Raw genomic sequence first — 25,622 nt, forward strand, 5'->3', positions numbered from 1 at the left:
CTCCTCCAAGGTTGTGGGCGCCCATTGGCTGCCCTTTCAGAACGCCGCCGTATTTTTATTTGCGGCCTCGCTGCAGGAAGGCGACGGCGATGATCACCACGCCTTGCACTGCGGCATTCAGGTAGACACTGATGATGCTGGTCAAATTCAGGATATTGCTGATCACGGACAATAAAATGGCGCCGATCACGGTGCCGACGATGCGCCCCTCGCCGCCCTTCAGGGCCGTGCCGCCGACGACGACGGCGGCGATGGCCTCGAGTTCCCACAGCAAGCCCGTCGTCGGCGTGGCCGAGCCCAGGCGCGGCACGTACAGCACGGTGGCGATGCCCACGCAGATACCCAAGAGCATGTAGGTGGCGATCTTCACCTTGTCGACATTGATGGCCGCATAGCGCGCCACTTGCTCGTTGGAACCAATCGCCTGCACGTGGCGGCCAAAGGTCGTGCGGTTGAGGATGATGGCGCCGGCCGCCGCGACGAATAAAAAGATCCAGATCGGGATCGGCGCGCCCAGCACGCTCGTGTAGTAGACGGGGCTGTACAGCTCGGACAGGGTGGCGTCCAGGGTCAGCGCGCCGCCGTCGGCCAAATACGTCAGCACGGCGCGGAAGATGCCGAGCGTGCCCAGGGTGACGATGAACGGCTCGATATTGCCCTTGCTGATCAACAAGCCATGCATCAGGCCGAAGCCGGCGCCCAATACCAGGGCCATGGCAATGCCCAGCACCAGCATGGTGATCGGCGCCAGGTTGCCCCCCGCGCCTTGCGCCAGCGCGTTCATGAAGTAAATCATGCAGCCGGCGATCAGGGCCGCCATCGAGCCCACCGATAAGTCGATGCCGCCCGAGATGATGACGAAGGTCATGCCGACGGCGATGATGCCGATGAAGGCCGTGCGCGTGAGCACGTTCATCAGGTTGTCGAGGGTGGCGAAGTCGCCGTTGAGCAAGGTGCCCGCGATGCACAGGGCCAGCAAGCCCAGCACGGGGCCGAAACCCTTGATGCGCGCGCCCAGTCTGGCGATGCTGGCACCGGTGGCGCCGGTGGATACAGTGGTGTCAGTGCGTGCCGGTTGCATGGGCAATCAACTCCTCTTCAGTCAGGTGGTCAGCGGCCAGGGTGGCCTGCAAGGTGCCGGCACGCATCACCGCCACGCGGTGGCACAGGCCGATCAATTCGATCAATTCCGAGGAAATCACGATCACGGCGCGCCCTTCGGCGGCCAGGCGGTGGATCAGAAAGTAAATGTCGCGCTTGGCGCCCACGTCCACGCCGCGGCTCGGTTCATCGAGCACGACGACGCGCGGGTCCGAATGCAGGTATTTCGCCAGCGCCAGCTTTTGCTGGTTGCCGCCGGACAGCATGCGCGCGCGGCTGTCGAGGTCGCCCGTGCGGATATTGAAATCCAGCACCGCCCTGGCCAGCGCCGCCTTTTCCCCTGCCACATCGAGCCACGGCCGCGCATAGCGCTCCATCGTCATCATGGTGAGGTTTTCGCGCAAGCCCAGGTGCACGTGCAAGCCTTTTCCCTTGCGGTCTTCGCTCAGGTAGGTCATGCCGTGCTGCATCGCTTGCCTGGGGCTGCGGATATCCACGGGCCGGCCATTGAGATGGATCATGCCCGCGCTGCGCGCACGCAAGCCCAGCAAGGCTTCGAACGATTCCGTGCGCCCCGCGCCCACCAGGCCCGCAAAGCCCAGCACTTCACCCGCGCGCACCTCGAACGACAGGTTTTTGGACCAGCCCGGCACGCTGAGCCCATCGACTTTCAGGAGCACGGGCGCGTCGGGTGCCAGCGCCACTTTGGCCGGGAACATGTCGGACAATTCGCGCCCCACCATCAGGTTCGCCATCTGCTGGCGCGTGAGGCTGGCCGTCGGCTCGCGCGTGACGAAACGCCCGTCGCGCATGACGATAACCTCGTCCGTATTGCGCTCCACTTCATCGAGCTTGTGGGAAATATAGAGGATGGTCACGCCGTCGCTTTTGAGCTGCGCCATCACGGCGAACAGGCGCTGGGTTTCCGACGACGTCAGCGTGGCCGTCGGCTCGTCCATGATCAGGAAGCGGGCGCGGCGCGACAGGGCCTTGGCGATTTCCACCAGTTGCTTCTCGGCCACGATGAGGTCGCGGATCTTCGTATCGGGCGACACGGCCAGGCCCACCTGTTTCAGGTAGCGCGCTGCCTGCTCGCGCATGGACGCCTCGTCGAGCAGCCAGCCCTTCGTTTTCTCGTGGCCGAGGAACATGTTCTGCGCCACCGTCAGGTGTTCGGCCAGGTTGAATTCCTGGTGGATCAGCACGATGCCGGCCGCTTCGGCGGCGCGCGAGCTGGCAAAGCGCTGGGGCTGGCCATCGATCAGCAGCTGGCCTTCGCTCACGGCTTCATAGCCGGCAAGGATTTTCATCAGGGTCGACTTGCCGGCGCCGTTTTCGCCCAGCAAGCCATACACGCGCCCTGGCGCCAGGCGGAAACTGACGCCATGCAGCACGCGCACGGGGCCGAAATCCTTGCAGACCCCCTCGAAACCGACGGCAACGCTCACTATGCACTCCCTCGCAGAATTAATCGATGTTGCAGCAGCACGCCCGGCACATTGGCCGCCGGGTCCGCCAAGCGTTGCAGCAGCAGGCGCGCCGCCGTCTCGCCCAGCTCGCGCATCGGCTGCGCGATGGTGGTCAGGCCCGGCGCCATCTGCGCGGCGATGGCGATATCGTCGAAGCCGATGACGGCCACGTCTTCCGGCACGCGCTTGTGCAACTGGCGCAGCGCGCTGAGCACGCCGATGGCCAGGGTGTCGGAGACGGCAAAGATGGCCGTCGGCGCATCGGGCCCGGCCATCATTTCCAGCGTCGCCTGCGTGCCCGCTGCGTAATCGAGGCTTTGCACCGTGTGCACCCACTGCGGCTGCACGGGCAGGCCGGCGGCGGCCAGGGTGTCGAAGTAGCCTTGCTGGCGTTGCCGCGCATACAGGTAGCGCTCGTCCGAATTGATCAGGCCGATGCGCGTGTGGCCGCGCGACAGCAAATGCGCGACGGCGTCCGAGGCGGCGCGGTGGTTGTCGATGCCCACATACGGCACGGCCACGCCGGGATCGAATTCGCAGCACGCCACCCATGGCAGGCTCACCGACTCATGCGACAAGGCATGCTGCACCGTGTCCGGATCGAGGCAGATGGCGCCATCGGCGCGGTGCATGCGCAGCAAGTCGAAATACGAGCGCTCGCGGCCCGCGTCGGCGCCCGTGTCGCACAGCAGCACGAAATAGCCGTGCTCGCGCGCCACCGTGTCGATGCCGCGCACGATCTGCGCATAAAACGGGTTGCCCACGTCGGGCACCATGGTCAGCAGCATGCGGCTCTCGGCCGTGCGCAGGCTGCGCGCCAGGTGGTTCATGCGGTAGCCGAGGGCCGCCACGGACGCCAGCACCTTCGCGCGCGTGGGTGCCCGCACCCCGCTCTGCTCGTTCATGACGCGCGAGACGGTGGCCACCGACACGCCCGCATGCGCGGCAACGGCGCTGATGGAGACGGTTTCTGTGGGCAAAGATGATGGAACGGCTGCTGACATGACGGTTTTGAATAAAATGTAATCGATTACATTTATATGCCAGACCACTAGCCGATGCAAACATTATCGATGCTGCGCTGCGCAAAAAATGGGCAGGAACAGGAACAAAAAACGGCCTGCGCGGGCCGTCGATGCAGGTGCCGCATGGGGAAGCACAGGCATCTGCTGCACGGCAAAATGGCCGCGCAACAGATCAGGGACAATTTACTGCATCATCGCGCAAAACGTTTCGGGGTTGCCGTCAAGAATGACGCCGCTGGGCCAGCGGTGATTGCGCTGTTGCGCGCGCAGCAGGGAGGCGGCCAGGGCCGAGTCGCCATCGACGGCGTAGACGAAGACGGGCATGTCCAGGCTGGCCGCGTCGCCGAGCAGGGTCGGGTTGGCGTCCAGGCTGCGCGCATCCACGTGCACGCCGACGGGCATGCCGATCTGCTGGCGCACGCGCTGCAGCCACGGCTTGTCGAGCTTGGGCGCGCGGGCATTCTTGGCGATAAAGCGGCTGACCTTGTTCGTGCCGGCCGCCGCCTGCGCGTTGCGCGGGTCGAACACGAGCAGCCCCAGGTAACCGTCCGGGTCGGCGCGGCGCGCGCACGCCAGGTTGTTCGGCACGCCCGACGTCAAGAACCAGTTGCCATGCTTGATGTTGCCGCGCAACTGCGCCACCAGCGCGCCGATCGGCGCGCACGAGGGCACGACATCCTTGATTTCCGCATTCAGGGTCTTGCCGGGAAAGGCCGTGGCCAGGTCGGCGATATCGCTGACGAAGGGCGGCGTCTCGGCCGTCAGCACGCCGCGATTCTTCATGCTGGCGGCGCGCCAGTCGTCGGCGTTCAGTTTTTTCACCGTGCGGGGCGAGCCTGTATCGACCACCCGGCCCGTCAACAAGTCGTGGTGCACGACCCAGTTTCCGTCGCCCAACAGCTGCAAATCCGTCTCGACGCCATCCCAGGTGCCGAAATACGTGTTGCGCAGGGCGCTCAGCGAGTTTTCCGGCGCATTGCCGGCGCCACGGTGGGCATGCACCTTCATGCCCAGGCAATCGGCCTGGACGGCCGTGCTGAACATGCAAAGTAGCAAGGCCAGTGCGGCCGCCTTATTTTTGGTGTGCGTGATAGCCATAATGAATTCCCTGCAAAACATGGATGCGGATCGCTTCGTTGACGGGGTAGCTGTAGCCCTGGCCGACGGCCACCACGTGCGTGATGTTGGCCAGGATGGCCTTGCCCGCGATATTCCAGCGCGTGCTGTCGGGTTCAGGCTGGCGCGTCCAGTCCAGCATTTGCCGGAACAGTTCGCTGCGCGTGACGTTGTTGTCGAGCACGGACAAGACCCCCCAGGTGCCCGCGAACGCCGTCGCCAGCACGCCCGTGGCGATCCAGGCGGAACGGCGGCTCAGCTGTCCATCGGCGCCCGCCTGCTCACCGCGGCGCATGGCCAGCAGCAATAATACGACGGTGGCGATCAAGTACAGCAATTTCGAGAAGTGGCCGATGGCGCCCAGCAGGGAAAAGAACAGGGCCACGGGCGGCACGATGGCGGCGCGCGCCGCTTCCTTGCCTTCATGGAAGAACCTGCCGCCGTTCTCGAAATCCGTGCGGCTGGCACGGTATTCCACCAGTCTTTCCGCCGTCTGGCGATCGAGGAACTGGTCGAACAGGCGACCGAACTCGGCCGGATTCGCATACGCGGCCTGCACCGTGGCGCCGGCCGGCAACTTCAAGGCCTCGCGCAATTCCGCCTGCACGCCGGGACGGGCGACAAAGGCGGCAAACGACAGGCCCGGCGGGATGCGCTCGCCGCGCACGGAGACGCCCTTGCTGGCCGCCTCGGCCGTATAGCGGCGCTTGACGGCGGCGCGGAAGCCCCGCTCGTCGTCCGTCTTCCAGTTGGCGGGCACGGGCACTTTCTTGCGCACATTGTTGACGACGGCCGCCTGGCGCCGCATCGGCACCGAATGCGGTTGCCAGCCCCGCCGCGACAGGCTGCTCACGTATTCCTGCCACGACGATTGCTGCTTGGCGCGCAAGCCCGCATCCGTGTCGGGAATGATGCCCGCATACAGTTCCCACTTGCCGGCCAGCTCACGCATCGCTTCTTGATATTTGTCATAGTAGCCAGCCGGGCCACCGGCCACCTGGCGCACGTTGGCGCGCACCAGCTGTTCCTTGGCCGGCCCCATGCGCTCGTCGAGGTGCTTCACGGACACGGCCAGAAACGGAAACAGGGCCAGGAAGGATTTGCCTTCCGGCTTGGCGAACAGGGTGGGGTCATCGACCAGACCCTGCAGCTGCAAGCTGCCGCCTACCAGCGAGCGCTGCAGCAAGGTGGTATTGAAGGCCATGCGCCGAAATTCCGCGTCGCGCGTATTGACCAGCACGTTCACCGTGGTTTTCAGCACGCCAAAGACGACGCCGGCCGTGACCACGCAACAGACGATGATTTTTATCCAGCCGGGGCCAGTGCCGCCCTTGCCGCCATTTTTCAGGCGGCGGCGCCACATCAGTTGCAGTACCACCAGCGCGGCGGCGATGCCGGACAGGCTGCGGCCATAGAATTCCACCCCTTCCACGTCTTCCGGCTTGACGTTGCCGCCCACCACGTCGAGCAGTCGGGCATTGAAGCCCAGCTCGAAGCACAGGTAGATGATCGTCAGGACGATCAGGATCAAGGTCTGCCGGATTTGCAGACTGCGCAAGCTTGCGGCCATCTTATTTCCTCAAATCGATGACGACGGGCTTGATCTCTTCCGTCTGGAAACTCATGGCGGCCGGCACGCGCGAGGCGCTATCGGCAGCGCGCGCGGCCGGGGCTGTCATGACCGGCGCGTTGGGCACCGTGCGCGCGGGTGCGGGCGCTTCCTGCACCACCTGGCGGCGGTTCTTGCCGGCCGCGCGGCTCGTCGCTTTCGGCGCCGGGGCAGGCGCCCGCGTGGCGGCCGGCGGCGCGGGAATCACGCGCCCGCTGTCATTGCCGGGCAGAGTGGCGATGGCCGGACCCGTCGCGCGCAAGGCGTCGTCGGCAAACGGCTGGGCACGCGTATCGACGCCGGCCGGCACGGGCACGCTGGCGTTGAGCAGGCGGTTGTCTGCATACACCATGCGCGACAGGCGGTTGTGGTTGGGAAAATCGATATTCAGCGATTTCCCGTCCGCCGCCAGCTCCACGCGGGGCCGGTCCTTGCAGTTGCCAACCGTCCACTGCAGCACGTCCGTGCCCTGGAAGGCCAGCACTTCATAGCGGTAGGCGCAGCCGCGCTCCTGGGTTTCGACGATCACCACGGTGCGCTCGCCCACATTTTCCACGCGCGCCACGCGGGCCATGAGGGCCTTGTCCAATGGCACGACGCGAAACGCCTGCGACAGCTTGATCGAATACTTGCCTTTCGGATCCTTGCGCAAAGTGCCTTCCGTGCCGTCGCGCAGGCGGAAGGTGGAGATCGGCGTGCCGAACAGCTCTGCCGTATCGAGGCCCACCATCACGCCGCCACGGCCATTCGGCGTCATGGCGCACCCCGTCAACAGGATGCCGGTGGCCACGCCGGCGATCAACTTGCGCCAGTGCGCAGATGCAAAATTCTTATACGTTGTCATGCTTGATAACTTTCTCTTATTACTGAATTCAGGGATTGATGACGGCCAGCGGATTGCCAGGGCCTGGCGGCGGCAAGACTTTCTGGCGGTCGCGCGACAGCACGGTAAACGCGCCCAGGGTGTCCGGGCCGGCGACGATTTCCAGCTGCTCGCGCTGCAGCCAGGTACGGATTTCAGCTTCCGTCGCCTCGGCGCGGAACAGCACGCGCGTGCGCACGCCCGTCTCGACGCCGCTGCCGCCGCTGCGGAATTGCGCGTTGTCGACACCAGCCTGTTCCTTCGGCAGGAACAGCCACGCCGATTGCACCACCATCACGCTGGCGGCAACGGCCGTGACGACTTTCAGCCAGCGGTTTGAATTTGCCGCCGTGATCGGCGCAGCCACCTGTGGCGCCGCCGCGTCGGCCACGGCGATCTGCAACTGCTGCAGCCCCTGGCGCAGCAATTGCCGGTACGCCACGCGGCCATCCTTGCCCAGTTCGGTCGACAGGGGCGTGCCCGTCAGCGCATAGCCGTCGCCGGGCAAGGCCACGCGGGCGATCACGCCGGGCGCGGCCGCGGCCCCATTCGCACGGCCGTGCAACTCCAGCCAGCGCGCCGCCTGCAGGCGGTCCGGGCTGAATACACCCAGGCACACACCCAGGTCCGTCACGGCCACGATGACAGGCAGGTCGCACAGCACCAGGCCGGCGCGCGGATCGACGGGCGCGTCGCGCTCTTCGACCACCAGGCCGCAGGCATCCGCATACGCCGTGTCCGGCGTGACGAGCCAGCCGCGCCAGCGCTGCCGCGTGCTGTCCCAGGCGTCGAGCAGTACGGCGCCAAAGCCCGGGCAGCGCGCCAGCACATGGATTTGCCCGCCGGCGATGGGCCGCGCGGCCAGCGGCGCGGCATCGCTGCGGCGCGCAAAGCGTTCCAGCACATGCTCCGGCACGACAATGCCGCGCCAGTCGGGGGTCGCGCCGCCCACCTCCGCTTCCAGCAGCTCGGCGGAAGACGGCGGCGACGGCAGGCGCGCGGCAACGATGGCCAGGGTGGGCGTCAATGCAGTCATGCCGGTGGCCTTTCATCAGTGTTCGGGTGGGTGGGCGCGGGGTCCATGTGCAGGCATAACGCGGCCACGCAGAGAATATCCAAAACTATTTGCGCCGCCTGCAGGTCGCGCGCGGCCAGGGCATCCCCCACGCGCAGCTTGAGCAGGGTCAAGACCCAGCTGCCCAGCAGGGTGGCGCGGTGGGCCGGCGCGACGATCTGGCGGGCCGCGCTGATGACATCGCCCTTCTGTTTATGCACGAGGCCCAGCTTGCCACCGTGGTAATGCGCGGAAGCGATCTGTTCGGCCAGCTCCTTGACGGGCATACCGCCGCAGCCGCAGTGGCGCAGCAGCAAGACCAGGTCGCGCGGCAAGCTGGTGACAAAAACGTCGGCCGCGGCGCGCACCGAGGCGGGCGTCAGCTGGTAGTCGCGCAGCGGTTCCGCATACGCGTCGGGTGCCTGCAAGTCGCAACCGTCCTGCGCATCGGCATCATCGTCATCGCGCTGCTTGCGCAGCTGGTCGATGATGAAACGCTTGAAATACAAAAACAGGGCGCCCACGTGGTGGGGTGCGGCCTCGCTGTCGCTGTTGAGGACTTTTTCGATGAAGAACTGGTGGCGCAAGTCGGCCAGCGAGTCGCCCAGCGACGCCGCCTCGCGCGGACGGCAAGGCGTCAGCGCGGCGATGACGCGCTGGTAAAACTCGCCCAGTTCGCCTTGCGTCAGCTGCTGGCGGCGGGTCCAGAAATCATGAATCCGTTCAAATTGTTCCGATTGCACTGCCGGTCCGATCGTGTGTTGGGCGGCGCGCGCCACTGGCCGGGAGCAAGGCTGGCCGGTAAAGAGGAAATACGCTGGACAACAAGGCAAACTTGTCAGTCAGGTAAAATGCATTCAGGCAATTTTCTCATACCGCACTGGAAATCGCTAACTTTTGTTACTTCAACGACAATTTCCGAGACCCCGATGCAGCGCCTGATTCCCCTGTTGTTGTCCCTCTTTTTGCTAGTTAGCAATGTCGCGCCAGCGGCCGTGCCGACAGCGGCGGGCAAGCGCATCGCCCTCGTGATCGGCAATGCGGCCTATGCGCAGCCATTGCTGAATCCCGTGAACGATGCGCGCGCCATGGCCGAGCGCCTGCGCCGCCTGGGCTTTGACGTGCTGCTGCGCACGGATATCACGGCGGCGCAGTTGCAACAGGCGTCGGCCGCGTTTTCCACGCAGGCGCGCGGCGCCGATATCGCCCTCGTGTTTTACGCGGGCCACGGCGCGCAGGCGGGCGAAGCCAATTACGTGCTGCCGCTGGGCGCCAACATGAACGCGCTGAGCGCGGCGGCCATCGCCGCCCAGGGCGTGTCCGTCTCCAGCCTGGCGGGCGATTTGCAGCGCACGGGCGCGCGCGGCGCCGTGCTGATCCTCGACGCTTGCCGCCAGGAATATACGCGCGGCGGCGCGGCCGTTCCCGTGCCCGGCGGCAGCAATGCGGCCAGCCACGGCTTTGCCGATACGCAGGCGCCGCGCGGCGTGGTGATCGCCTACTCGGCCGGCCCGGGCGCCCTGGCGCGCGATTTCTGGTCGCCCGATTCGCGCAACAGTCCGTACACGAGCGCCCTGCTCGACGCGCTCGACGCGCCGGGCTTGCCGATGAGCGACGTCTTTTCGCAGGTGGCGGCCAGGGTGGCCGCCATGACGCACGACGTGCAAAAGCCGCGCGTGTCGTTCGGCGAAACCTCGGCGCGCCTGGTGCTGAACATGGGCAGCGGCAAGGGCGTCAGCCCGCCAGCCAGTGGTGTGCTGGCCTCAGGCAACAACGGCATGCGCGCGCCTGGCCCGGCGCCAGCGTCGACGCCGCCTGCCGCCACCGCTGCGGGCGCCAAAGTCTGGCCGGGCAATGTGTTGCAAGACATCAACTATGAAATCCGCATACAGATCGCGGCGCGGCCGTTTCCCCGCCAGCAGCTGGAAAAGCGCGCGCGCACGGGCGACCTGGTGGCGCTGACGGCGCTCGGTTATGGCATCGGCGGCGGCGACGCCGGCGTCAAGCAGCCGAAGGCGGGCATGCAGTGGCTGGAAAAAGCGGCCGCCCGGGATTTTCCCATCGCCCAGACCTATCTGGCCGAATTGCTGATGGTCAAAGGCGACCCGGCCTCATTGAAACGCGCGGGCGTGCTGCTCGACGCCGCCTCGCAGGCCGGCTACAGCCCCGCGCACGCGTATAAATTCGACCTGGCGCGGCGCACGGGCGCGCCGCCGCAGGACGCGGCACGCCACTTGCAGGATGCCTTCATGGGCCTGATGAAGGATTACCAGGGCGCCGCCAGGGATGTATTACAGCCGCCGAAAAAATAATTCAAAATAATTTTAGATTTCCCTGAACTGCCCCCGTTATCCGTGGGTACATGCAATACAGCATGACAGTGACCAGGGAAATCTCATGCACACATCCAGCCCGGCAACACCCGCCACCATCGGCCAACGGGGCCGCATCCTCGCCTACCAGCCCAGCGGACAAGGTTCCGTCAGCGTGGCCGGCATTCAACATCCATTCGACGTGGCCACGCACTGGCGTTCGGACACGGCGCCCGCCATCAACGCCGTCGTCGACGTGCGCTTCGATGACGGCGGCAGCCTCGCCACCGTCAGCGCCGTCGCGGCGCAGCAGCTGGCGCAGGAAGAGATGGCCGGCGCGGCAAAGCTGGCGCGCGACAAGGGCCGGCAACTGTGGGGCCGGGCCGTCGATGCGCTCGGCATCAAGGTACTGGCCGCGCTCGGCGTGCTGATCGCCGGCGCCTTTGTCTTCAACACCCTCGGCATCCGCCTGTTCGCCGCCGTCTCGCGCAGCTATTGGCAGCTGCTGGGCCTGTCGGCGGACAGCCTGGAAAGCTTCGCCCGCGACGGCGGCAGCGGTTTTACCTCGGCACAATTGTTCTTCCTGCTGGCCATTGCCGCCTGCTGCGCCACCATGGCCAGCAAGCACCCGAAAGCGGCGCTGGGCAAGTGCGCGCCGCTGCTGTTCATCGTCGTGCACAGCAGCTTGCTGTTAATCAAGATCAAGGGCGCCGTCAGCGATGCGGGCAACGCCATGGGCGGCCTCATGGGCAGCCGCGCGGCCCGCATGGCCGAGCAGATGGCCAGCGAAATGCTGGGGCAGGTGTGGCAAGGCCTGTCCTTCGGCATCGGTTTTTACCTGGTGCTGGCGGCTTCCATCGTCCTGGCCGCTTACGGCGTGGGCGAATACCAGCGCTTAGGAGGCAAGCACTGAAAACCTGCTGCGCTGCCGTGACTTGCATAACGCTAAAAATTAAACCCGTCATTACCGTTTAAATCATCTTGAAGGAAATATCATGCATCGTACCCTGCCCGCCCTGCTCACCATCGCCCTGCTCCTGTCCGCCTGCGGCAAGACGGATAACGCCGCACCGGCCGCTTCCGCTCCCGTCGCCGCAAATGTCGCCGACCTGGCTGCGAAAGCCCAGGTGAAGGCGGCCGCCGCCAGCCTGCCGCAGGCGGACGCAGCCACGCCAGCGTCCAGCTATGTCGACATCACGAGCGGCAACCAGTTGATGTACAGCTACATCGCCCTGTCCGGCGTGCCGCCCGATTACGCGGCCGTGGCGCAGCGCATCTCGCGCGAATATGCGGGCAGCAACGATGCCTTCCGCAAGCAGGAAGTGCTCGACGCGCTGAAACCGCAGATCGACGCCAAGGTCGGCGAAGCGAAGACGAAACGCTACCTGCGCTACCAGATCAACGGCCAGGGCGCGCTGTCGCCGTACGCCATGGACAAGGCCGCCTTCCCCGCCAAGTTCGCCGAAGCGGGCACGTATTACTACATGTACGACAACGGCGACTACAAGCTGGCGTTCACGAACGGCGACGGCTACTCGCTGCTGAACGTGGCGCAGGATGCGGCGCGCAAGATCGAGGCGGCGCGCAGCGGCTACAAGGATTTCGCCATCATCGTGTATGCCTACGCCCAGGAAGCGGACATGGCCAGCCACCAGGTCAAGGCGCAGATAGTCAAGGTGGCAATCAAGCTGAACGGGGAAGAAATTCCTGTGCAGCAAGCGCTGTAAGCGCCCGGACCTTTGCGTTACACTGTTCGCCACATTGCATCGGGATAGCGACATGGGCGAACAGACACTGGCGGAACAACAACTGGCAAACGGGCAACGGCTGCACCAGGCGGGCAAGCTGATCGAAGCGATCAATGCCTACCAGGCCGCCTATAAACTGGCGCCCAGCCTGGTGGAAGCCCAGCATTTCCAGGGCCTGGCCATGCTGGAGCTGGGCCAGGCCACCATCGGCCTGGGCCTGTTGAAACTGTCGCTCAAGCAACAACCTGACAACGCCCTGTTCCACTACAACCTGGGCAACGTGCTGCGCGGCACGGACAGCGCAGCGGCGCTGGCCAGCTACGCCACGGCGGCGCGACTGGCGCCGCACGAGCACGATTTCGCCATCGTCCATTCGGAATTGCTGCTGGCCAAGCAGCGCTTGCCGGAAGCCATCGCGGAACTCGAGCGCGCCCATGCCTTGCGCCCCGAACGCTGGCAAAACCTGCAAGGCCTGGCGGAAATGTATTACCGCACGGGCCAGCAGGCACTGGCGCTGGCGCGCTGCGCGCAGGGTATCGCGCTGCACCCGGCGCTGGCAGACAGTTGCCGCATCGGCTATGCCAACCCGCGAGCGGAACAGACAGAAACATTGACACCGCTCGATGTCGCGCCATCGCTGCATGATTTCCTGCACGAAACGGACTTGCACATCCTCGACGATTTCCTGCCCGACCCGGCCGCCTGGCGCGCGCAGGCGCTGGCCCTGCCGTTCGAGCAGCAGCGCTATGCGGGACAAAACTATCCGGGCAGCCAGACGGCAGGCCAGCCCTGCCAGGCCATCATGGAGCGCATCGCCACGGCGCTGGGCCGTCCCATCCGCTTCATTTCGCCCGACAATGGTTCCTACCGCCTCAGCTATGCCGACGCCATGGCGCGCACGGATATCCACGTGGACAACGAAACGGGCAATAATTTCAATTTCTATGCGGGCGTGCTGTATCTGAACCCGCCCGAGCAGTGCCAGGGTGGCACCACGTTCTGGCGCCACCAGCCCAGCGGCTGGTACCGCAGATTAGCCGAGGCGGACGTCAAGGCGGGCGGCTACGCCAGCTTCAAGGATTTCCAGAAGCGCTGGCTGCCGAACAGTAAAGTGCAGAAATTCAATGACTTGCAGGAACAGCGCGACAGTTGGCAAGCGCTGCTGGAAGTGCCGATGCGCCACAACCGCCTGATCGTGTACAAGGGCCACTATTTTCACTCGATCAGCAATGTGTTTGGCGACACGCCCGAGAATGGCCGGCTGGTGCAGCTGTTCTTTTTTGAAGTGCCCGATTAAGCATGCGGCGCGGGTATTGTCGGATTACGCCCTGCGGGCTAATCCGACCTACCAGTCACTGGACCATGCGTAGGTCGGATTGGCGGAACGCGTAATCCGACAACGGCTACCAGTCACTGGGCCATGTGTAGGTCGGATTAGCGGAACGCGTAATCCGACAACGGCCGCTCAGCATTCAATACATGTCCGCAGCCGTCGCGCGCACGGCCTTCAACAACATATCCGCCCCCGGCGACAGCAGATGATCCTGCTGGCGGATGATGCCGAACGCATCCATCTTGCACGGCAGCTCGATGGGCAGGATGCTCAGCACGTTCAACGATTCATAGTAATGCGCCACTTCCGTCGGCATCACGTGCAGGGAATCCGTCTGCTGCAGCAAGGACGTGATCAACAGCAAGGCCGTCGTGTCGACCACGTCGACGGGCGGTTCCAGGCTGGCGCGGCGGAACATCATGTCGAAACGGTGGCGCAGGATGCTGCCTTGCGGCGGCAAGATCCACGGCTGGGCCGCCAGGTCCTTCAACTGCAGATTCTTGCGCGACAGCAGCGGATGGCCATTGCGCGCCACGGCGCTGGCCGGCTCTTCCGTCAATTCTTCGTAGATGAGGCCGGCGCTGCTTTCCTTTTCCAGGATGCGCCCGATCATGAAGTCCAGGGTACCGTGCTGCAGCATGTCCATCAGGGTGTTGCTATGCTCCAGGTGCACGCCGATGCGCATCAGCGGCGCCTGCTGCTTGATGCGGGCTATCGCGCGCGGCAACAGCGCCATGGCCGGCGTCATGATCACGCCCACTTCCACCTGGCCCGTCAGGCCCGACTTCAGGGCGACGATGTCGTCATGCGCCAGCGACAGGCTGGTCAGCGCCATGCGCGCGTGGCGTATCATCGTCTCGCCGTAGATCGTCGGCTCCATGCCACGCGGCAAGCGGTCGAACAGGCGCACGTCCAGCATCTCTTCCAGGTCCTTGATTTGCTTGGACGCGGCCGGCTGCGTCATGTGCAATTCTTCCGCCGCGCGGTGGATATTGCGCTGCTCGTCCAGGGCGATCAGGAGCAGCAATTGCCGCGTCTTCAGGCGGGCTCGCAAGAACCAGTTGGGGTTGAGGGTATCCATGAATAAATCATATCATGATCGATATCGCTTTTAACTCAATATCGATATTATAGATATCGGTGTGTCTCCTTTTTGTACGCGTGATGAAATGGCTCAGGACGCCTTGCAGGCGGCACTCGGGTTGGCGGCCGGGCCCGCCGTTTGAGGGATGAATTCGATGGTGCCGTCGGGCCTGTATTTCAGCTCTTCCACGGCCACGGAACGCCGGTATTCTCCGCCGCCGGGCAACTTGTCGTTGTGATAGAAGATGTAGGACTTGCCGTTGAATGCGATGATGGCCTGGTGGATGGTTTTCACGACGGCATTCTTGTCCATGATGGTGCCGCGGAAATGCCAGGGACCCGTCGGCGTGGGGCCCGTCGAGTAGGCTGTTTCCTCGGGAAAATTGCGCGAGTACGACAAATAATAGGTGTCCGCATGCTTGTGCATGTACGCCGCTTCCGTGAACGCATCCATGCCGAAGGTCAGGATCGGGCCGTCGAGCTCCGTCATGTTCGCTTTCAGCTTGGCGTACTTCAAGACCGTGTTGCCCCAGTAGATGTAGGCCTGGCCATCCGTGTCGATGAAGACGGCCGGGTCGATATCGTCCCACGGGATCGCCGTCTGCTTCGTCATGTCGTTCGTGATCAGGGCGCTGCCGCGCGCATCGACGAACGGCCCCGTCGGGCTGTCGGACACGGCCACGCCGATGGCCTTGCCGGGGATGGTCTTGTGGTCGACGGTCGAGTAAAAATAGTATTTGCCGTCGCGCTTGACGATGTCGCCCGCCCACGCATCCTTGCCGGCCCAGGCGAAGGTGGAAAAGCGCACGGGCGAGCCGTGGTCCGTCCAGTTCGCCATGTCGCACGAGGAATACACGCGCCACTCGTGCATGCGGTAATCCGTGTCCGTGGCGCTCGCCTCATCGTGGCCGACATACAGGTAGACTCGGCCATTGTCGACCAGCGCGGCCGGGTCGCCCGTGTAGATATCCTTGACGATGGGGTTGGCTGCCTGCGCGCCAAAGGTGGCACAGGCGAGCGCCGCCGCCATGCCGATGGCTGCGGCACGTTTGTTCTGCTTCAACATCAATTAACTCCCGTTGGTAGTTTTCTGGCCCATGGCCATCAGTCGTTGCACGACGCAAAAGACGAATAGCAGGCCGCCGATGACGATCTTGGTCCACCACGAGCTGAGCGTGCCGTCGAAGGCGATCAGGGTCTGGATGGTGCCCAGCACCAGCACGCCGGACAGCGCGCCCGCCACATAGCCGTAGCCGCCGCTGAGCAGGGTGCCGCCGATGACGACGGCGGCAATCGCGTCCAGTTCCGTGCCTTGCGCATGCAAGCCATAGCCGGACAGCATGTAAAACGAAAACAGCACGCCGCCCAGCGCGGCGCACAAGCCGCTGAAGGCATAGATCAGCACCTTGGTGCGGCCCACTGGCAAGCCCATCATCAGGGCCGACTGCTCGTTGCCGCCGATCGCATACACGGCACGGCCGAACGGCGTCGCGTGCGCCAGCCAAATGGCCAGCAATAACGTCGCCACGGCGATGACGACCCCGGGCGAGACGAAGCCGCCGAGAAAACCCAGCTGGGTCTGCGACATGGCGACGAACAGCGGGTCGTCGATGGTGATGGAATTGATGCTGATCAAATAGCACAGTCCGCGCGCCAGGAACATGCCGGCCAGGGTGACGATGAATGGCTGCAACTTGAAATAATGGATCAGCGCGCCCATGCTGGCGCCAAACACGGCGCCCAGCGCCAGCACGGTGGCGATCACCAGCAGCGGCGGCCAGTGCGCCACGTTGAGCAGCCAGGCGGCGATCATGGTCGACAGGGCCAGCACGGAACCGACGGACAGATCGATGCCGCCGGAAACGATGACGAAGGTCATGCCGACGGCGATCACCAGCAAGAACGCGTTATCGATCAACAAGTTAAAAATGACCTGCGTCGACAGCAGGCCCGGATAGGCGGCGCCGCCCAGGCCCAGCATCACCACCAGCAGCAGCACGGTGACGAGCGAGGTGAAATACGGGGTGTGCAGCAAGCCCTTCATGCTTTTCTCCGATGCAGCAATTGCTTGAATTCCGACGATTGCGACAGGCAGACGAGGAAGACGACGACCGACTTGACGACCATGTTCACTTCGGGCGGCACGCCCAGCGAATAGATCGTGTAGGTCAGGGTCTGGATGATGAGGGCGCCGATCATGCTGCCCACGAGGCTGAACTTGCCGCCAGCGAGCGAGGTGCCGCCCAAAGTGACGGCCAGGATGGCGTCGAGTTCCAGCATCAGGCCCGCGTTGTTGGCGTCCGCGCTCTTGATGTTCGAGCTGATCATCAGCCCGGACAGGCCCGCGCAGGCCGCGCAAAACACGTACACGAAGAAAATCAGGGTCGCCGTCCTGATGCCGGCCAGGCGCGCGGCCACGGGATTGATGCCGACGGCCTGGATGAACAGGCCCAGGGCCGTCTTGCGCATCAGCACGGCCGTGATGAGGAAGACGGCAGCCACGAGGAACAGCGAGAACGGCAAGCCGAACAGGTAGCCGCTGCCGATGAAGAAGAAGGGCTGGTAATAGACGGTGACGATCTGCCCATCCGTCAGCAATTGCGCCAGGCCGCGCCCGGCCACCATCAGTATCAAGGTGGCGACGATGGGCTGCAAGCCCAGGCCCGCCACCAGCACGCCATTCCAGGCACCGCACAGCAGGGCCGCGCCCAGGGCGGCCGCCAGGGCCCAGCCCATGGGAATGTTGCTCACGTAGGTCGGCACGCCATTCTCCATCACCATGGTGCCGCCGATCAGCATGGCGGCCACGGTGCCGGACAGGGCCACGACGGCGCCCACGGAAATGTCGATGCCGCGCGTGGCGATGACGAGGGTCATGCCCAGCGCGGCCAGCATCAGCGGCGCGGCGCGGTTGACGATGTCGATCACGCTGCCGTACAAATGGCCATCGCGAATTTCCAGATGGAAAAAGCCGGGGATGGCAAAGAAGTCGACCAGCAACAGCAAGAACAGCGCGGCCAGGGGCCGGCTCAGGGGGTGATGCAAAACGCTATGCACAATGGAAGAATCCGTGGTGGAAGCCAGACGCGCCGCGGGCGGTGCGCTGGACGGTGTGGACACGCTCATGCTGACTCCCCGGCAATGACTTGCAGCACGGAGCTGTCGTCCAGTTCGCCGCGCGCATAGTCGCCGCAGGCCTTGCGGTCGCGCATGACGAGAATACGGTCGCTGCAGCGCAGCACTTCCGGCAACTCGGACGAGATGAAGAGGATGGCCATGCCCTTGCGGCACAACTTGCTGACATAGCTCATGATTTCCTGCTTGGCGCGCACATCGATGCCGCGCGTGGGTTCGTCGAGGATCAGCATGGCGGGCGAGGTCACCAGCCAGCGCGCCAGCAAGGCTTTCTGCTGGTTGCCGCCCGACAAGCTGCCGATCGGCGTCTCGATGCTGGCCGTCTTGATGCCGAGCGCTTTCACATACTCGTCGGCCAGCGCCTGCTGGCGCTTGAACGGGATGGCGCGCAGCAAGCCCGTGCGGGCCTGCAAGGCCAGGATGATGTTTTCGCGCACGGACAGCGACAGGATCGCCCCCTCGTGCTTGCGGTCTTCCGAGCAGAAACCGATATCCCGGGCAATGGCGTCGCGCGGCACGTGAAACTGGCGCGGCTTGCCCTGCATGGTGATCGTGCCGGAATCGGCCTTGTCGGCGCCGAACAGCAGGCGCGCCAGTTCCGTGCGCCCCGAACCGAGCAAGCCGGCCAGGCCCAGCAATTCACCCTGGCGGATGTGGAAATCCATGGGCAGCAAGGCGCCCTTGCGGCCCAGCCCCTGCGCTTCGAGCACATGCGCTCCAAAGCTGGCCGCGCCCGCTTCCTGCGCCAGATCCAGCGCTTGTTCCTGCGTGTCAGCCGCCACGCCGATCATTTTATTGACCAGCGCCAGGCGCGACAGTTCGCTGCACGCGTATTCCCCCTCGCGCTCGCCATTGCGCATGACCGTGATGCGGTCGGAAATGGCGTAGGTCTGGTCGAGGAAGTGGGTCACGAACAGGATCGCCATGCCCTGCCCGCGCAGGCGGCGCAGCACGGAAAACAGCAGCTTGACTTCCGCCTCGTCCAGGCTGGACGTGGGTTCGTCGAGGATCAGCACGCGCGCGGAAATATTCAGCGCGCGCGAAATGGCCACCATTTGCTGGATGGCCAGGGGAAAGCTGGACAGCTGCGCCGTGACATCGATATCGATCTGCAATTGCTGCAGCAAGGCCCGCGCTTGCTGTTGCATGGTGCGCCAATCGATGGGACCAAAACGCGCGCCGAAGCGGCGCGGATAGCGGCCGATAAAGATATTTTCCGCCACCGACAGGTTCGGGCACAGATTGACTTCCTGGTACACGGTGCTGATGCCCAGCCCCTGCGCATCCGACGTGGACGCGGGCGCGATGGGCTGGCTGTCGAGCAGGATCTGGCCGCTGTCGGGCGTGTAGACACCCGTCAGCACCTTGATCAGGGTCGACTTGCCGGCGCCGTTCTGCCCCATCAAGGTATGCACTTCGCCCGGATACAGGCGCAGGGCAACATCGCTGAGGGCTTTGACGCCGGGAAAGGCTTTACTGATGCCGCGCAACTCCAGCAAGGGAGCCGGCGCGGCGTCGTGATGCGCTTGCGTCTTCATCATGCGGCAAGCTTAGTACTTACGGTTCGGGAATTCCTTGGCGGCCACCTCGGCAGGGAACACGCCTTCCACCGTCGTGATGCGGGCCGGCACGGGTTTACCGGCCACCACGTCGCGCGCCACCGACATCAGTTGCGGGCCCAGCAGCGGGCTGCATTCCACGGTGACATTGAGCTTGCCGGCGATCATGGCCTCGAACGCGCCTTTCACGCCGTCGATCGAGATGATGATGATGTCCTTGCCCGGCTTCATGCCCGCTTCTTCGATGGCCTGGATGGCGCCGATGGCCATGTCGTCGTTATGCGCGTACAGCACGTTGATCTTCTTGCCCTCGGCCTTGAGGAAGGCTTCCATCACTTCCTTGCCCTTGGCGCGCGTGAAGTCGCCCGTTTGCGAACGGATGATCTTCATCTTCGGATTCTTGCCCACCACTTCCAGGAAGCCCGCCTTGCGGTCGATGGCGGGCGCGGAACCGACCGTGCCCTGCAATTCAACGATATTCAGCGTCGCCTCCGGGGTTTTCTTGGCGTGCTCGAGCAGCCACTGGCCGGCGCGGCGGCCCTCTTCCACGAAGTCGGAACCGATGAAGGTGACGTACAGCGATTTGTCCGCCACGTTGACGGCGCGGTCCGTCAGGATGACGGGAATCTTGGCAGCCTTGGCTTCGCGCAAGACGGTATCCCAGCCCGATTCGACGACGGGCGAAAAGGCGATGACGTCGACTTTTTGCGCGATGAACGAGCGCAGTGCCTTGACCTGGTTTTCCTGCTTCTGCTGCGCATCGGCAAATTTCAGGGTGACGCCATCTTTCTTGGCAGCATCCTTGATGGAGACGGTATTGGCGGTGCGCCATTCGCTCTCGGCGCCCACCTGCGAAAAGCCCATGACGAGGGGCTTGGCGGCAAAGGCGGACGAGGTGGCGAAAGTGGTGGCAGTAGCGGCCAGCAGCATGGCGCTGGCGAGGAGGGTGCGGCGGCTCAATGTCATTCTTGTCTCCAGTTTTTATTGGAATACCATCACAGCCGGATGCCGGATGGGCGGTTTTTTATGAACCCATGGTAGGAGAAAGCAACATAGCCATCCAATCAATTATTTTTCGCTTGCGATACCGATTTGCGTATCACTGGATGGCTCACTGCCCTTCTGCTCCCCGTCAGCGCAGCAGGCGCAGCCCGTACAGGCCGCCCGCCACGGAGTCCTTGCCGGCGACAAATTTCACCACCAGCGTGCCCTTGGCCGCCTTGACCAGCTCGGCAGGCAGCGGCACATCCAGCGTATGCAGTTCCTGCGGCGCATCGGCCGCCACGGCGACCGTTTGCAGCCTTGTGCCATTGAGCAGCACATCGAAGACGCGGCCCGCATCGAGCGTGGACAGGGTCAGGCGCAGGGTCTGCGCTTCGCCTTGCGGGTCGCTCAGCGCATAGCTGAACCAGCCCGTCGCATGGCGCCAGTGCCGGCCCTTGTTGACGCCGTTTTCGCCGCCCTCGGCCTGGAAGAAGTGGTCGGACTCGGGCTGCTGTTGCCCCGGCGCCACCTGGTCGATGGTTTGCGCATCGAGCGCCAGGCGCTGCGCCTCGGCCTGGCGCGTGCTGTCCTGCAGTTGCGCCAGGCCGGCCGGCGTGGACACGGGCCAGTACAGCATGTAGCGCGCATCATGCAGGCGGAAGAACGGGATCAGTTTCAAGCTCGCCGCATCCTTGCCCTGGATCAAGCCTGGCGCCGTAAACGTCAGCGGCTGGCCCTTCACGGGGCGGATTCTGCGCATGAAATCCCTGGTGTCGCTGACGAACAGCGGCGACGACTCCAGCGGACACACTTGCCCCTGGGCGATATGGCCCATGCGCGTGTCGTCGGCAAGGTAATTGAGCTTTTCATTGGCGAACGGCTGCGTCTTGGCGGCCAGCACGATGGGGCCGTGCAGCACGGCATAGTAGTTCGACTGGTCCGGCATCTGTTCCAGGCGTGTCGTCATCGGCAAGGTCACGTCGACGGTGTCGCCCGCTTTCCACGCGCGCGCGATGGTCACGTACTCGCCGGGGGCGCCGTTCACGCGCAGGGCCTTGCCATTGAGCGTCAGGCGCAGCTTGCCCTTGGCCACCCACTGCGGATAGCGGATCTTCAGGCTGAACGTCTTCTTGCCCGCGAACTGGCTCAGCGTGATGCGCGTCGTGTCCTGGTCGGGGAATTGCGTGCTCTGGATAATCTTGACGCCCTGCCCCTGCCAGTCCAGCGTGGAAGCCATGAACAGGTTCACGTACAGGGCATCGCCGTCATGGGCGTAGATGAACTCGCCATACTTGGCCTGGCTTTCGATGCCCGAGCCCACGCAGCACCACATGCCCTTGTCCACTTGCGAATACACGCGGTAGTGGTTCGGGCGCATGGGCGTGAAATACACGAAACCGCCCGTGCCGGGGCGTTGCGACGACAAAATATGGTTGTACAGCGCGCGCTCGTAGTAATCCGCGTATTGCACCTGCTCGTCGCGGCGGAACAGTTGCTCGGTGAGCTTGAGCATATTGTAGGTATTGCAGGTTTCCGGCCCCTCGACCTCTTCCAGCATCGTGGAAAAATCGTGCTCGTCGTGGAAATGCTCCTTGACGCTGTTGCCGCCGATGGCCACCGTGCGCTTGTCGTGCACGGTTTGCCAAAAGAATTGCGCCGCCTGTTGCCAGTCGCGCCGGTCCGTCAGCGCACCGATGCGCTCGAAGCCGATCACCTTCGGGATTTGCGTATTCGCATGCAGGCCCGTCAACTTGTCTTGCCGCGCCGCCAGCGGCTGCAGGATGGCCTGGTGCGAGAAGCGCACGGCCAGGTCCATGTAGCGCTGATCGCCCGTCATGGCGTAGACGTCGGCCAGCACTTCGTTCATGCCGCCGTGCTCGGCGCGCAGCATCGTTTGCATCTGCGCATCCGTGAGCGAGGCCGAGAGTTTCACGGCCCAGTCCGACAAGGCGATCAGCATGGCCTTGGCCTCCAGATTGCCGGCGTACTGGTAGGCGTCGCGCAAGCCGGCAAACACCTTGTGCAGGTTGTACCACGGCACCCAGCGCCCGTTGACGGAGAAGGTATCGGCCTGCAAGTTTCCTTGGGCAATGGCTTGCCAGGCGGCGCTGCCGTCGGGAATACCGCCCAGGTAGCCATTGCCATTGGCGTCCTGGCATTTTTTTAGTTCCGCCACCACATGGTTCAACCGTGCCAGCACCTGGGCGTCGCCCGTGGAAGCGGCCATGCGCGCCAACGCGGACAGATAATGCCCGCCCATGTGGCCGTCGAGCCCCGTCGCTTCCCAGTTGCCATAGCTGGGCTGGATCTGCGGCAAGCCCGCCTCGCGGCGGAACGGCGCCAGCAGCTTGTCCGGCTCGAAGGCCATCAGATACTGCAAATCCGTCGTTTGCGCATCGAGAAACGGTCCCGCGCCGAGGCGCACGGACGACAGGGGAAACAGCTCGGCCGCCTGGAGCAGCGGCGTGGCAAGGCCGCCGGCGGCCAGCGCCAGCAGCAACACGGTTGTTTTCATGGCGGAGCCTTTACGGTTGGGCGGCGGGCAACTGTTTACTTTGATAGCGATTCAAGTCGCGCGCATCGACCTGCGGCCAGCCCTCCTTGTCCCACGTCATGGGCAGGATCTTGAGTTTTTGCAAGTAATCATCGGCCGTTTCATACGCATGCAGCACCAGGTAATCCCTGCCGTCAAACGTGTAGGCGCTGTTGTGGCCCAGGCCTTGCCAGTCCTTGTCGCCTTTCAGCAGCACCGTGCCGCCGCCCTGCGCCATGTCGCGGCCCTCCCTGTCCAGGTAGGGTCCCGTCACGCTTTTCGAGCGTCCCACGGCCAGGTGATAGGTGCTGTCGGCTTTCTTGCAGCACAGGCCCCACGAAACGAACAAATAATAATCGGCGCCGCGCTGGAAGATGAACGGCGCCTCGATTTCCTCGGGCGCCGGCTTGAATTCGCCCGCGCGCGGCGGCAGCGGCATGCGGCGCGCCAGCGAGTGCCACTCTTGCGGTTCCGCAATACGGGTCCAGTCGGGCGTCAGTTTCACCAGCTTGATGCCGTTCCAGAACGAGCCGAACGACATCCACGGCGTGCCCTTGGCATCGGTGATGATGTTCGAATCGATGGCGTTCCACTCGTCGCGCTCGGGCACCGATTGCAGCAGCATGCCCTGGTCGACCCAGCGGTAGTCGGGCGAACGGGGATTGAGGGTGGTGTTGACGGTGACGCCGATGCCCGAGGTGTTCTTGCCGAAGCCCGAGACCGAGTAGTACAGGTAATATTTGCCATCGTGGAATTGCACATCGGGCGCCCAGATATGGTCGTCAAATGAGGGCGCGGCCGTCTTCGCCCACGTGGGCTGGCCCGCAAACACGCGCCCTTCCGGCTGCCAGTCGACCATGTTCTTCGAGCTGTAGAAGGTGATGCCGGGACCGGTGCTGTACAGATAATACGTGTCGCCTTCCCTGGCCATCACGGGGTCGTGCACGCTGACCTGGGCCGCGTGCGCGGCAGCCATGATCGCCAGGGTGCTCAGGATGGCGGCCACGCCGCGTGTCAATGTGTGCATCGTCTTCTCCGATATGAACGGGCCGGCCCATCATGCGGGCCGGCTTGATGAATGACAAGGGGTGAAAGGCTAGTCGACGGCCACCACCACGACGGCCTTGGCCGGCACGGACACGGTCAGCTTGCCGCCTTGCGCCTTGGCACTGAACGCCACCGGCTGCACGGCTTGCGGCTGCGCAAAGCTGTTGACGGCGTCCATCTTGCCGGCGGTCAGTACGCGGCCATTCACGCTGGCCGCTTGCCTGCCGGCCAGCGCCACGTTGACGTCGACGGCCTTGTGCGGGTTCGTATTGACCAGCGACAAATACACCTTGCCATCCTTGGCGCGCGCGGCCGAGGCGCTCACTTCAGGAATGCTGACCTTGCCCAGGCTGTACTTGCCGTTGCCGCTGATGGCGACCGGCAGGGACGTGGCGTCCTGGAACGGCACGTACATTTCAAACGCGTGGTAGGTGGGAGTGAGGAAATATTTATCCTTGTCCGTGATGATCATGGCCTGCAGCACGTTGACCATTTGCGCGATATTCGTCATGCGCACCCTGTCCGCGTGGGCGTGGAAAATGTTGAAGTTCAGGGCGGCCACGAGCGCATCGCGCAAGCTGTTTTGCTGGAACAAGAATCCCGTGTTGGTGCCCGGCTCGACGTCGTACCAGGTACCCCATTCATCGACATACAGGCCCGTCTTTTTCGACGGATCGTTCTTGTCGATGGCGGCGATATTGTTCTTGATCAAGCTATCGATGCGCAGGGTACGCTCCAGCGTGGAAATCCATTGATCTTCGCCAAAGCCCGTGGCGGCGCCCTTCTTTTCCCACACGCCCGTGGGCACCGTGTAGTAGTGGAAACTGATGGCGTCCATCATGTTCGGCTTGATTTCACGGCTCAGGGTGTCGGACCAGCTGATGTCGTCGTCATTGCCGCCGCTGGCGATGAATTTCGGGCGCGCGCTCTCCGGCGTCTTCATGAAGGTGTGGTAGTGCTTGTACAGGTCGGTGTAATACTGCGGGCGCATATTGCCGCCGCAACCCCAGGCTTCGTTGCCGATGCCAAAGTAATCGACTTTATACGGCTGGGCGCGGCCATTCTTGCGGCGCAGCTCGGCCAGGGTGGACTTGCTGTCCGACGTCATGTATTCGAGCCACTCGGACATTTCCTGCGGCGTGCCGGAACCGAGGTTGCCATTGATGTAGGTTTGCGCGCCCAGCAACTCGGCCAGGTCGAAGAATTCATGCGTGCCGACGGCGTTCGACTCTTCCACGCCGCCCCAGTTGGTGTTGACCTTGGTCGGCCGCTGGGCGCGCGCGCCGATGCCGTCCTTCCAGTGGTATTCGTCGGCAAAGCAGCCGCCCGGCCAGCGCACCAGCGGCACGTGCAGCTGTTTCAGCGCGCCCAGCACGTCATTGCGCCAGCCCCGGGTATTCGGAATGGAAGAGTCCGGCCCCACCCACATGCCTTCGTAGATGCCCGTGCCCAGGTGTTCGGCGAACTGGCCATACACGTTCTTGTTGATCACGGGACCGGGCTTGGCCGCGTCGATGGTGACGCTGACGGGCGCGGCGAAGGCGCTGCCGACGGCCAGGCTCAAGGCCGCGATGCTGGTATGGATGAATTTCATGCTGTCTCCTGTTTTTGTAGTGAAAAGCAAGGGCCGGGATCAAGCCCGGCATAATCTG

The 25,622-nt window shown here is 64.1% G+C and carries 21 protein-coding genes; 4 read left to right on the top strand and 17 right to left on the bottom strand.

All coding sequences use genetic code 11. The features are described 5' to 3' along the window. Positions 1-55: 55 nt before the first annotated feature. The 8 genes from YQ44_RS25730 to YQ44_RS29410 all read right to left on the bottom strand — a co-directional run bounded on the left by YQ44_RS25730 (position 56) and on the right by YQ44_RS29410 (position 8,979). Positions 56-1,081 (bottom strand): ABC transporter permease, encoded by a 1,026-nt coding sequence (locus YQ44_RS25730; RefSeq protein ID WP_071325790.1) that lies wholly within the window; start codon positions 1,079-1,081, stop codon positions 56-58. Further along, complete coding sequence (locus YQ44_RS25735) at positions 1,062-2,549, bottom strand: sugar ABC transporter ATP-binding protein (RefSeq protein ID WP_071325791.1); 1,488 nt, start codon at positions 2,547-2,549, stop codon at positions 1,062-1,064. Before YQ44_RS25735 ends, YQ44_RS25730 begins: the two co-directional genes overlap by 20 nt. Then, a complete protein-coding gene (locus YQ44_RS25740) occupies positions 2,549-3,574 on the bottom strand; it encodes a LacI family DNA-binding transcriptional regulator (RefSeq protein WP_083412048.1) in 1,026 nt (341 codons plus the stop codon). The genes YQ44_RS25735 and YQ44_RS25740 overlap by 1 nt, the downstream gene beginning before the upstream one ends. Positions 3,575-3,778: 204 nt before the next feature. After that, on the bottom strand, positions 3,779-4,693 hold the full coding sequence (locus YQ44_RS25745) for a glycerophosphodiester phosphodiesterase (protein WP_071325792.1): 915 nt from the start codon (positions 4,691-4,693) through the stop codon (positions 3,779-3,781). Continuing rightward, entirely contained in the window at positions 4,668-6,281 is a 1,614-nt protein-coding gene (locus tag YQ44_RS25750; protein ID WP_232250997.1) for a hypothetical protein, read from the bottom strand. The genes YQ44_RS25745 and YQ44_RS25750 overlap by 26 nt, the downstream gene beginning before the upstream one ends. A gap of 1 nt (position 6,282) precedes the next feature. Further along, the gene (locus tag YQ44_RS25755; protein ID WP_071325793.1) at positions 6,283-7,164 is read right to left on the bottom strand and encodes a hypothetical protein; all 882 of its coding nucleotides are present in this window, start codon (positions 7,162-7,164) and stop codon (positions 6,283-6,285) included. A 28-nt stretch (positions 7,165-7,192) separates the two neighbouring features. After that, positions 7,193-8,218 (bottom strand): hypothetical protein, encoded by a 1,026-nt coding sequence (locus YQ44_RS25760; protein WP_071325794.1) that lies wholly within the window; start codon positions 8,216-8,218, stop codon positions 7,193-7,195. Next, a complete protein-coding gene (locus tag YQ44_RS29410) occupies positions 8,215-8,979 on the bottom strand; it encodes a hypothetical protein (RefSeq protein ID WP_198043836.1) in 765 nt (254 codons plus the stop codon). Before YQ44_RS29410 ends, YQ44_RS25760 begins: the two co-directional genes overlap by 4 nt. A gap of 186 nt (positions 8,980-9,165) precedes the next feature. Here YQ44_RS29410 and YQ44_RS25770 point away from each other — a divergent pair, with 186 nt between their 5' ends. The 4 genes from YQ44_RS25770 to YQ44_RS25785 all read left to right on the top strand — a co-directional run bounded on the left by YQ44_RS25770 (position 9,166) and on the right by YQ44_RS25785 (position 13,593). Further along, a complete protein-coding gene (locus YQ44_RS25770) occupies positions 9,166-10,548 on the top strand; it encodes a caspase family protein (RefSeq protein WP_071325796.1) in 1,383 nt (460 codons plus the stop codon). Positions 10,549-10,633: 85 nt separating this feature from the next. Next, entirely contained in the window at positions 10,634-11,461 is an 828-nt protein-coding gene (locus YQ44_RS25775; RefSeq protein ID WP_071325797.1) for a hypothetical protein, read from the top strand. A gap of 82 nt (positions 11,462-11,543) precedes the next feature. After that, positions 11,544-12,275, top strand: a complete 732-nt coding sequence (locus YQ44_RS25780; protein ID WP_071325798.1) for a hypothetical protein — start codon at positions 11,544-11,546, stop codon at positions 12,273-12,275. Between the two features lie 52 nt (positions 12,276-12,327). Next, on the top strand, positions 12,328-13,593 hold the full coding sequence (locus tag YQ44_RS25785) for a DUF6445 family protein (protein ID WP_071325799.1): 1,266 nt from the start codon (positions 12,328-12,330) through the stop codon (positions 13,591-13,593). Between the two features lie 175 nt (positions 13,594-13,768). On the opposite strand, the gene YQ44_RS25790 is transcribed toward YQ44_RS25785, so the two are convergent. The 9 genes from YQ44_RS25790 to YQ44_RS25830 form a co-directional block, all read right to left on the bottom strand. Beyond that, on the bottom strand, positions 13,769-14,710 hold the full coding sequence (locus YQ44_RS25790; RefSeq protein ID WP_070219038.1) for a LysR family transcriptional regulator: 942 nt from the start codon (positions 14,708-14,710) through the stop codon (positions 13,769-13,771). Positions 14,711-14,803: 93 nt separating this feature from the next. Beyond that, positions 14,804-15,778: a glycoside hydrolase family 43 protein gene (locus tag YQ44_RS25795; protein ID WP_083412051.1), complete on the bottom strand. Its 975-nt coding sequence runs from the start codon at positions 15,776-15,778 to the stop codon at positions 14,804-14,806. A 3-nt stretch (positions 15,779-15,781) separates the two neighbouring features. Beyond that, complete coding sequence (gene yjfF / locus YQ44_RS25800) at positions 15,782-16,756, bottom strand: galactofuranose ABC transporter, permease protein YjfF (protein ID WP_071325800.1); 975 nt, start codon at positions 16,754-16,756, stop codon at positions 15,782-15,784. Further along, on the bottom strand, positions 16,753-17,838 hold the full coding sequence (locus YQ44_RS25805; protein WP_071325801.1) for an ABC transporter permease: 1,086 nt from the start codon (positions 17,836-17,838) through the stop codon (positions 16,753-16,755). Before YQ44_RS25805 ends, yjfF begins: the two co-directional genes overlap by 4 nt. After that, positions 17,835-19,388 carry a sugar ABC transporter ATP-binding protein gene (locus YQ44_RS25810; RefSeq protein WP_232250998.1) on the bottom strand — a complete coding sequence of 518 codons (1,554 nt, stop codon included), beginning with the start codon at positions 19,386-19,388 and terminating at the stop codon, positions 17,835-17,837. Before YQ44_RS25810 ends, YQ44_RS25805 begins: the two co-directional genes overlap by 4 nt. 9 nt (positions 19,389-19,397) lie before the next feature. Beyond that, positions 19,398-20,372 carry an ABC transporter substrate-binding protein gene (locus tag YQ44_RS25815; protein ID WP_071325802.1) on the bottom strand — a complete coding sequence of 325 codons (975 nt, stop codon included), beginning with the start codon at positions 20,370-20,372 and terminating at the stop codon, positions 19,398-19,400. Between the two features lie 166 nt (positions 20,373-20,538). Further along, positions 20,539-22,905 carry a glycoside hydrolase family 127 protein gene (locus tag YQ44_RS25820; RefSeq protein WP_071325803.1) on the bottom strand — a complete coding sequence of 789 codons (2,367 nt, stop codon included), beginning with the start codon at positions 22,903-22,905 and terminating at the stop codon, positions 20,539-20,541. A 10-nt stretch (positions 22,906-22,915) separates the two neighbouring features. After that, a complete protein-coding gene (locus tag YQ44_RS25825; RefSeq protein ID WP_071325804.1) occupies positions 22,916-23,950 on the bottom strand; it encodes an arabinan endo-1,5-alpha-L-arabinosidase in 1,035 nt (344 codons plus the stop codon). Positions 23,951-24,019: 69 nt separating this feature from the next. After that, a complete protein-coding gene (locus YQ44_RS25830; protein ID WP_071325805.1) occupies positions 24,020-25,564 on the bottom strand; it encodes an alpha-N-arabinofuranosidase in 1,545 nt (514 codons plus the stop codon). Between the last annotated feature and the right edge of the window lie 58 nt (positions 25,565-25,622).

It is taken from the genome of Janthinobacterium sp. 1_2014MBL_MicDiv (assembly GCF_001865675.1).
GTDB lineage: Bacteria > Pseudomonadota > Gammaproteobacteria > Burkholderiales > Burkholderiaceae_D > Janthinobacterium.

What these genes read in the sequence shown, in the direction of transcription:
- YQ44_RS25825 (WP_071325804.1), bottom strand. Translation starts at nt 23,950, where the DNA reads ATGCACACATTGACACGCGGCGTGGCCGCCATCCTGAGCACCCTGGCG.
- yjfF (WP_071325800.1), bottom strand. Translation starts at nt 16,756, where the DNA reads ATGAAGGGCTTGCTGCACACCCCGTATTTCACCTCGCTCGTCACCGTG.
- YQ44_RS25790 (WP_070219038.1), bottom strand. Translation starts at nt 14,710, where the DNA reads ATGGATACCCTCAACCCCAACTGGTTCTTGCGAGCCCGCCTGAAGACG.
- YQ44_RS25730 (WP_071325790.1), bottom strand. Translation starts at nt 1,081, where the DNA reads ATGCAACCGGCACGCACTGACACCACTGTATCCACCGGCGCCACCGGT.
- YQ44_RS25745 (WP_071325792.1), bottom strand. Translation starts at nt 4,693, where the DNA reads ATGGCTATCACGCACACCAAAAATAAGGCGGCCGCACTGGCCTTGCTA.
- YQ44_RS25780 (WP_071325798.1), top strand. Translation starts at nt 11,544, where the DNA reads ATGCATCGTACCCTGCCCGCCCTGCTCACCATCGCCCTGCTCCTGTCC.
- YQ44_RS25795 (WP_083412051.1), bottom strand. Translation starts at nt 15,778, where the DNA reads ATGTTGAAGCAGAACAAACGTGCCGCAGCCATCGGCATGGCGGCGGCG.
- YQ44_RS25760 (WP_071325794.1), bottom strand. Translation starts at nt 8,218, where the DNA reads ATGACTGCATTGACGCCCACCCTGGCCATCGTTGCCGCGCGCCTGCCG.
- YQ44_RS25755 (WP_071325793.1), bottom strand. Translation starts at nt 7,164, where the DNA reads ATGACAACGTATAAGAATTTTGCATCTGCGCACTGGCGCAAGTTGATC.
- YQ44_RS25805 (WP_071325801.1), bottom strand. Translation starts at nt 17,838, where the DNA reads ATGAGCGTGTCCACACCGTCCAGCGCACCGCCCGCGGCGCGTCTGGCT.
- YQ44_RS25820 (WP_071325803.1), bottom strand. Translation starts at nt 22,905, where the DNA reads ATGAAAACAACCGTGTTGCTGCTGGCGCTGGCCGCCGGCGGCCTTGCC.
- YQ44_RS25740 (WP_083412048.1), bottom strand. Translation starts at nt 3,574, where the DNA reads ATGTCAGCAGCCGTTCCATCATCTTTGCCCACAGAAACCGTCTCCATC.
- YQ44_RS25750 (WP_232250997.1), bottom strand. Translation starts at nt 6,281, where the DNA reads ATGGCCGCAAGCTTGCGCAGTCTGCAAATCCGGCAGACCTTGATCCTG.
- YQ44_RS25815 (WP_071325802.1), bottom strand. Translation starts at nt 20,372, where the DNA reads ATGACATTGAGCCGCCGCACCCTCCTCGCCAGCGCCATGCTGCTGGCC.
- YQ44_RS25810 (WP_232250998.1), bottom strand. Translation starts at nt 19,388, where the DNA reads ATGATGAAGACGCAAGCGCATCACGACGCCGCGCCGGCTCCCTTGCTG.
- YQ44_RS25785 (WP_071325799.1), top strand. Translation starts at nt 12,328, where the DNA reads ATGGGCGAACAGACACTGGCGGAACAACAACTGGCAAACGGGCAACGG.
- YQ44_RS25770 (WP_071325796.1), top strand. Translation starts at nt 9,166, where the DNA reads ATGCAGCGCCTGATTCCCCTGTTGTTGTCCCTCTTTTTGCTAGTTAGC.
- YQ44_RS25830 (WP_071325805.1), bottom strand. Translation starts at nt 25,564, where the DNA reads ATGAAATTCATCCATACCAGCATCGCGGCCTTGAGCCTGGCCGTCGGC.
- YQ44_RS25775 (WP_071325797.1), top strand. Translation starts at nt 10,634, where the DNA reads ATGCACACATCCAGCCCGGCAACACCCGCCACCATCGGCCAACGGGGC.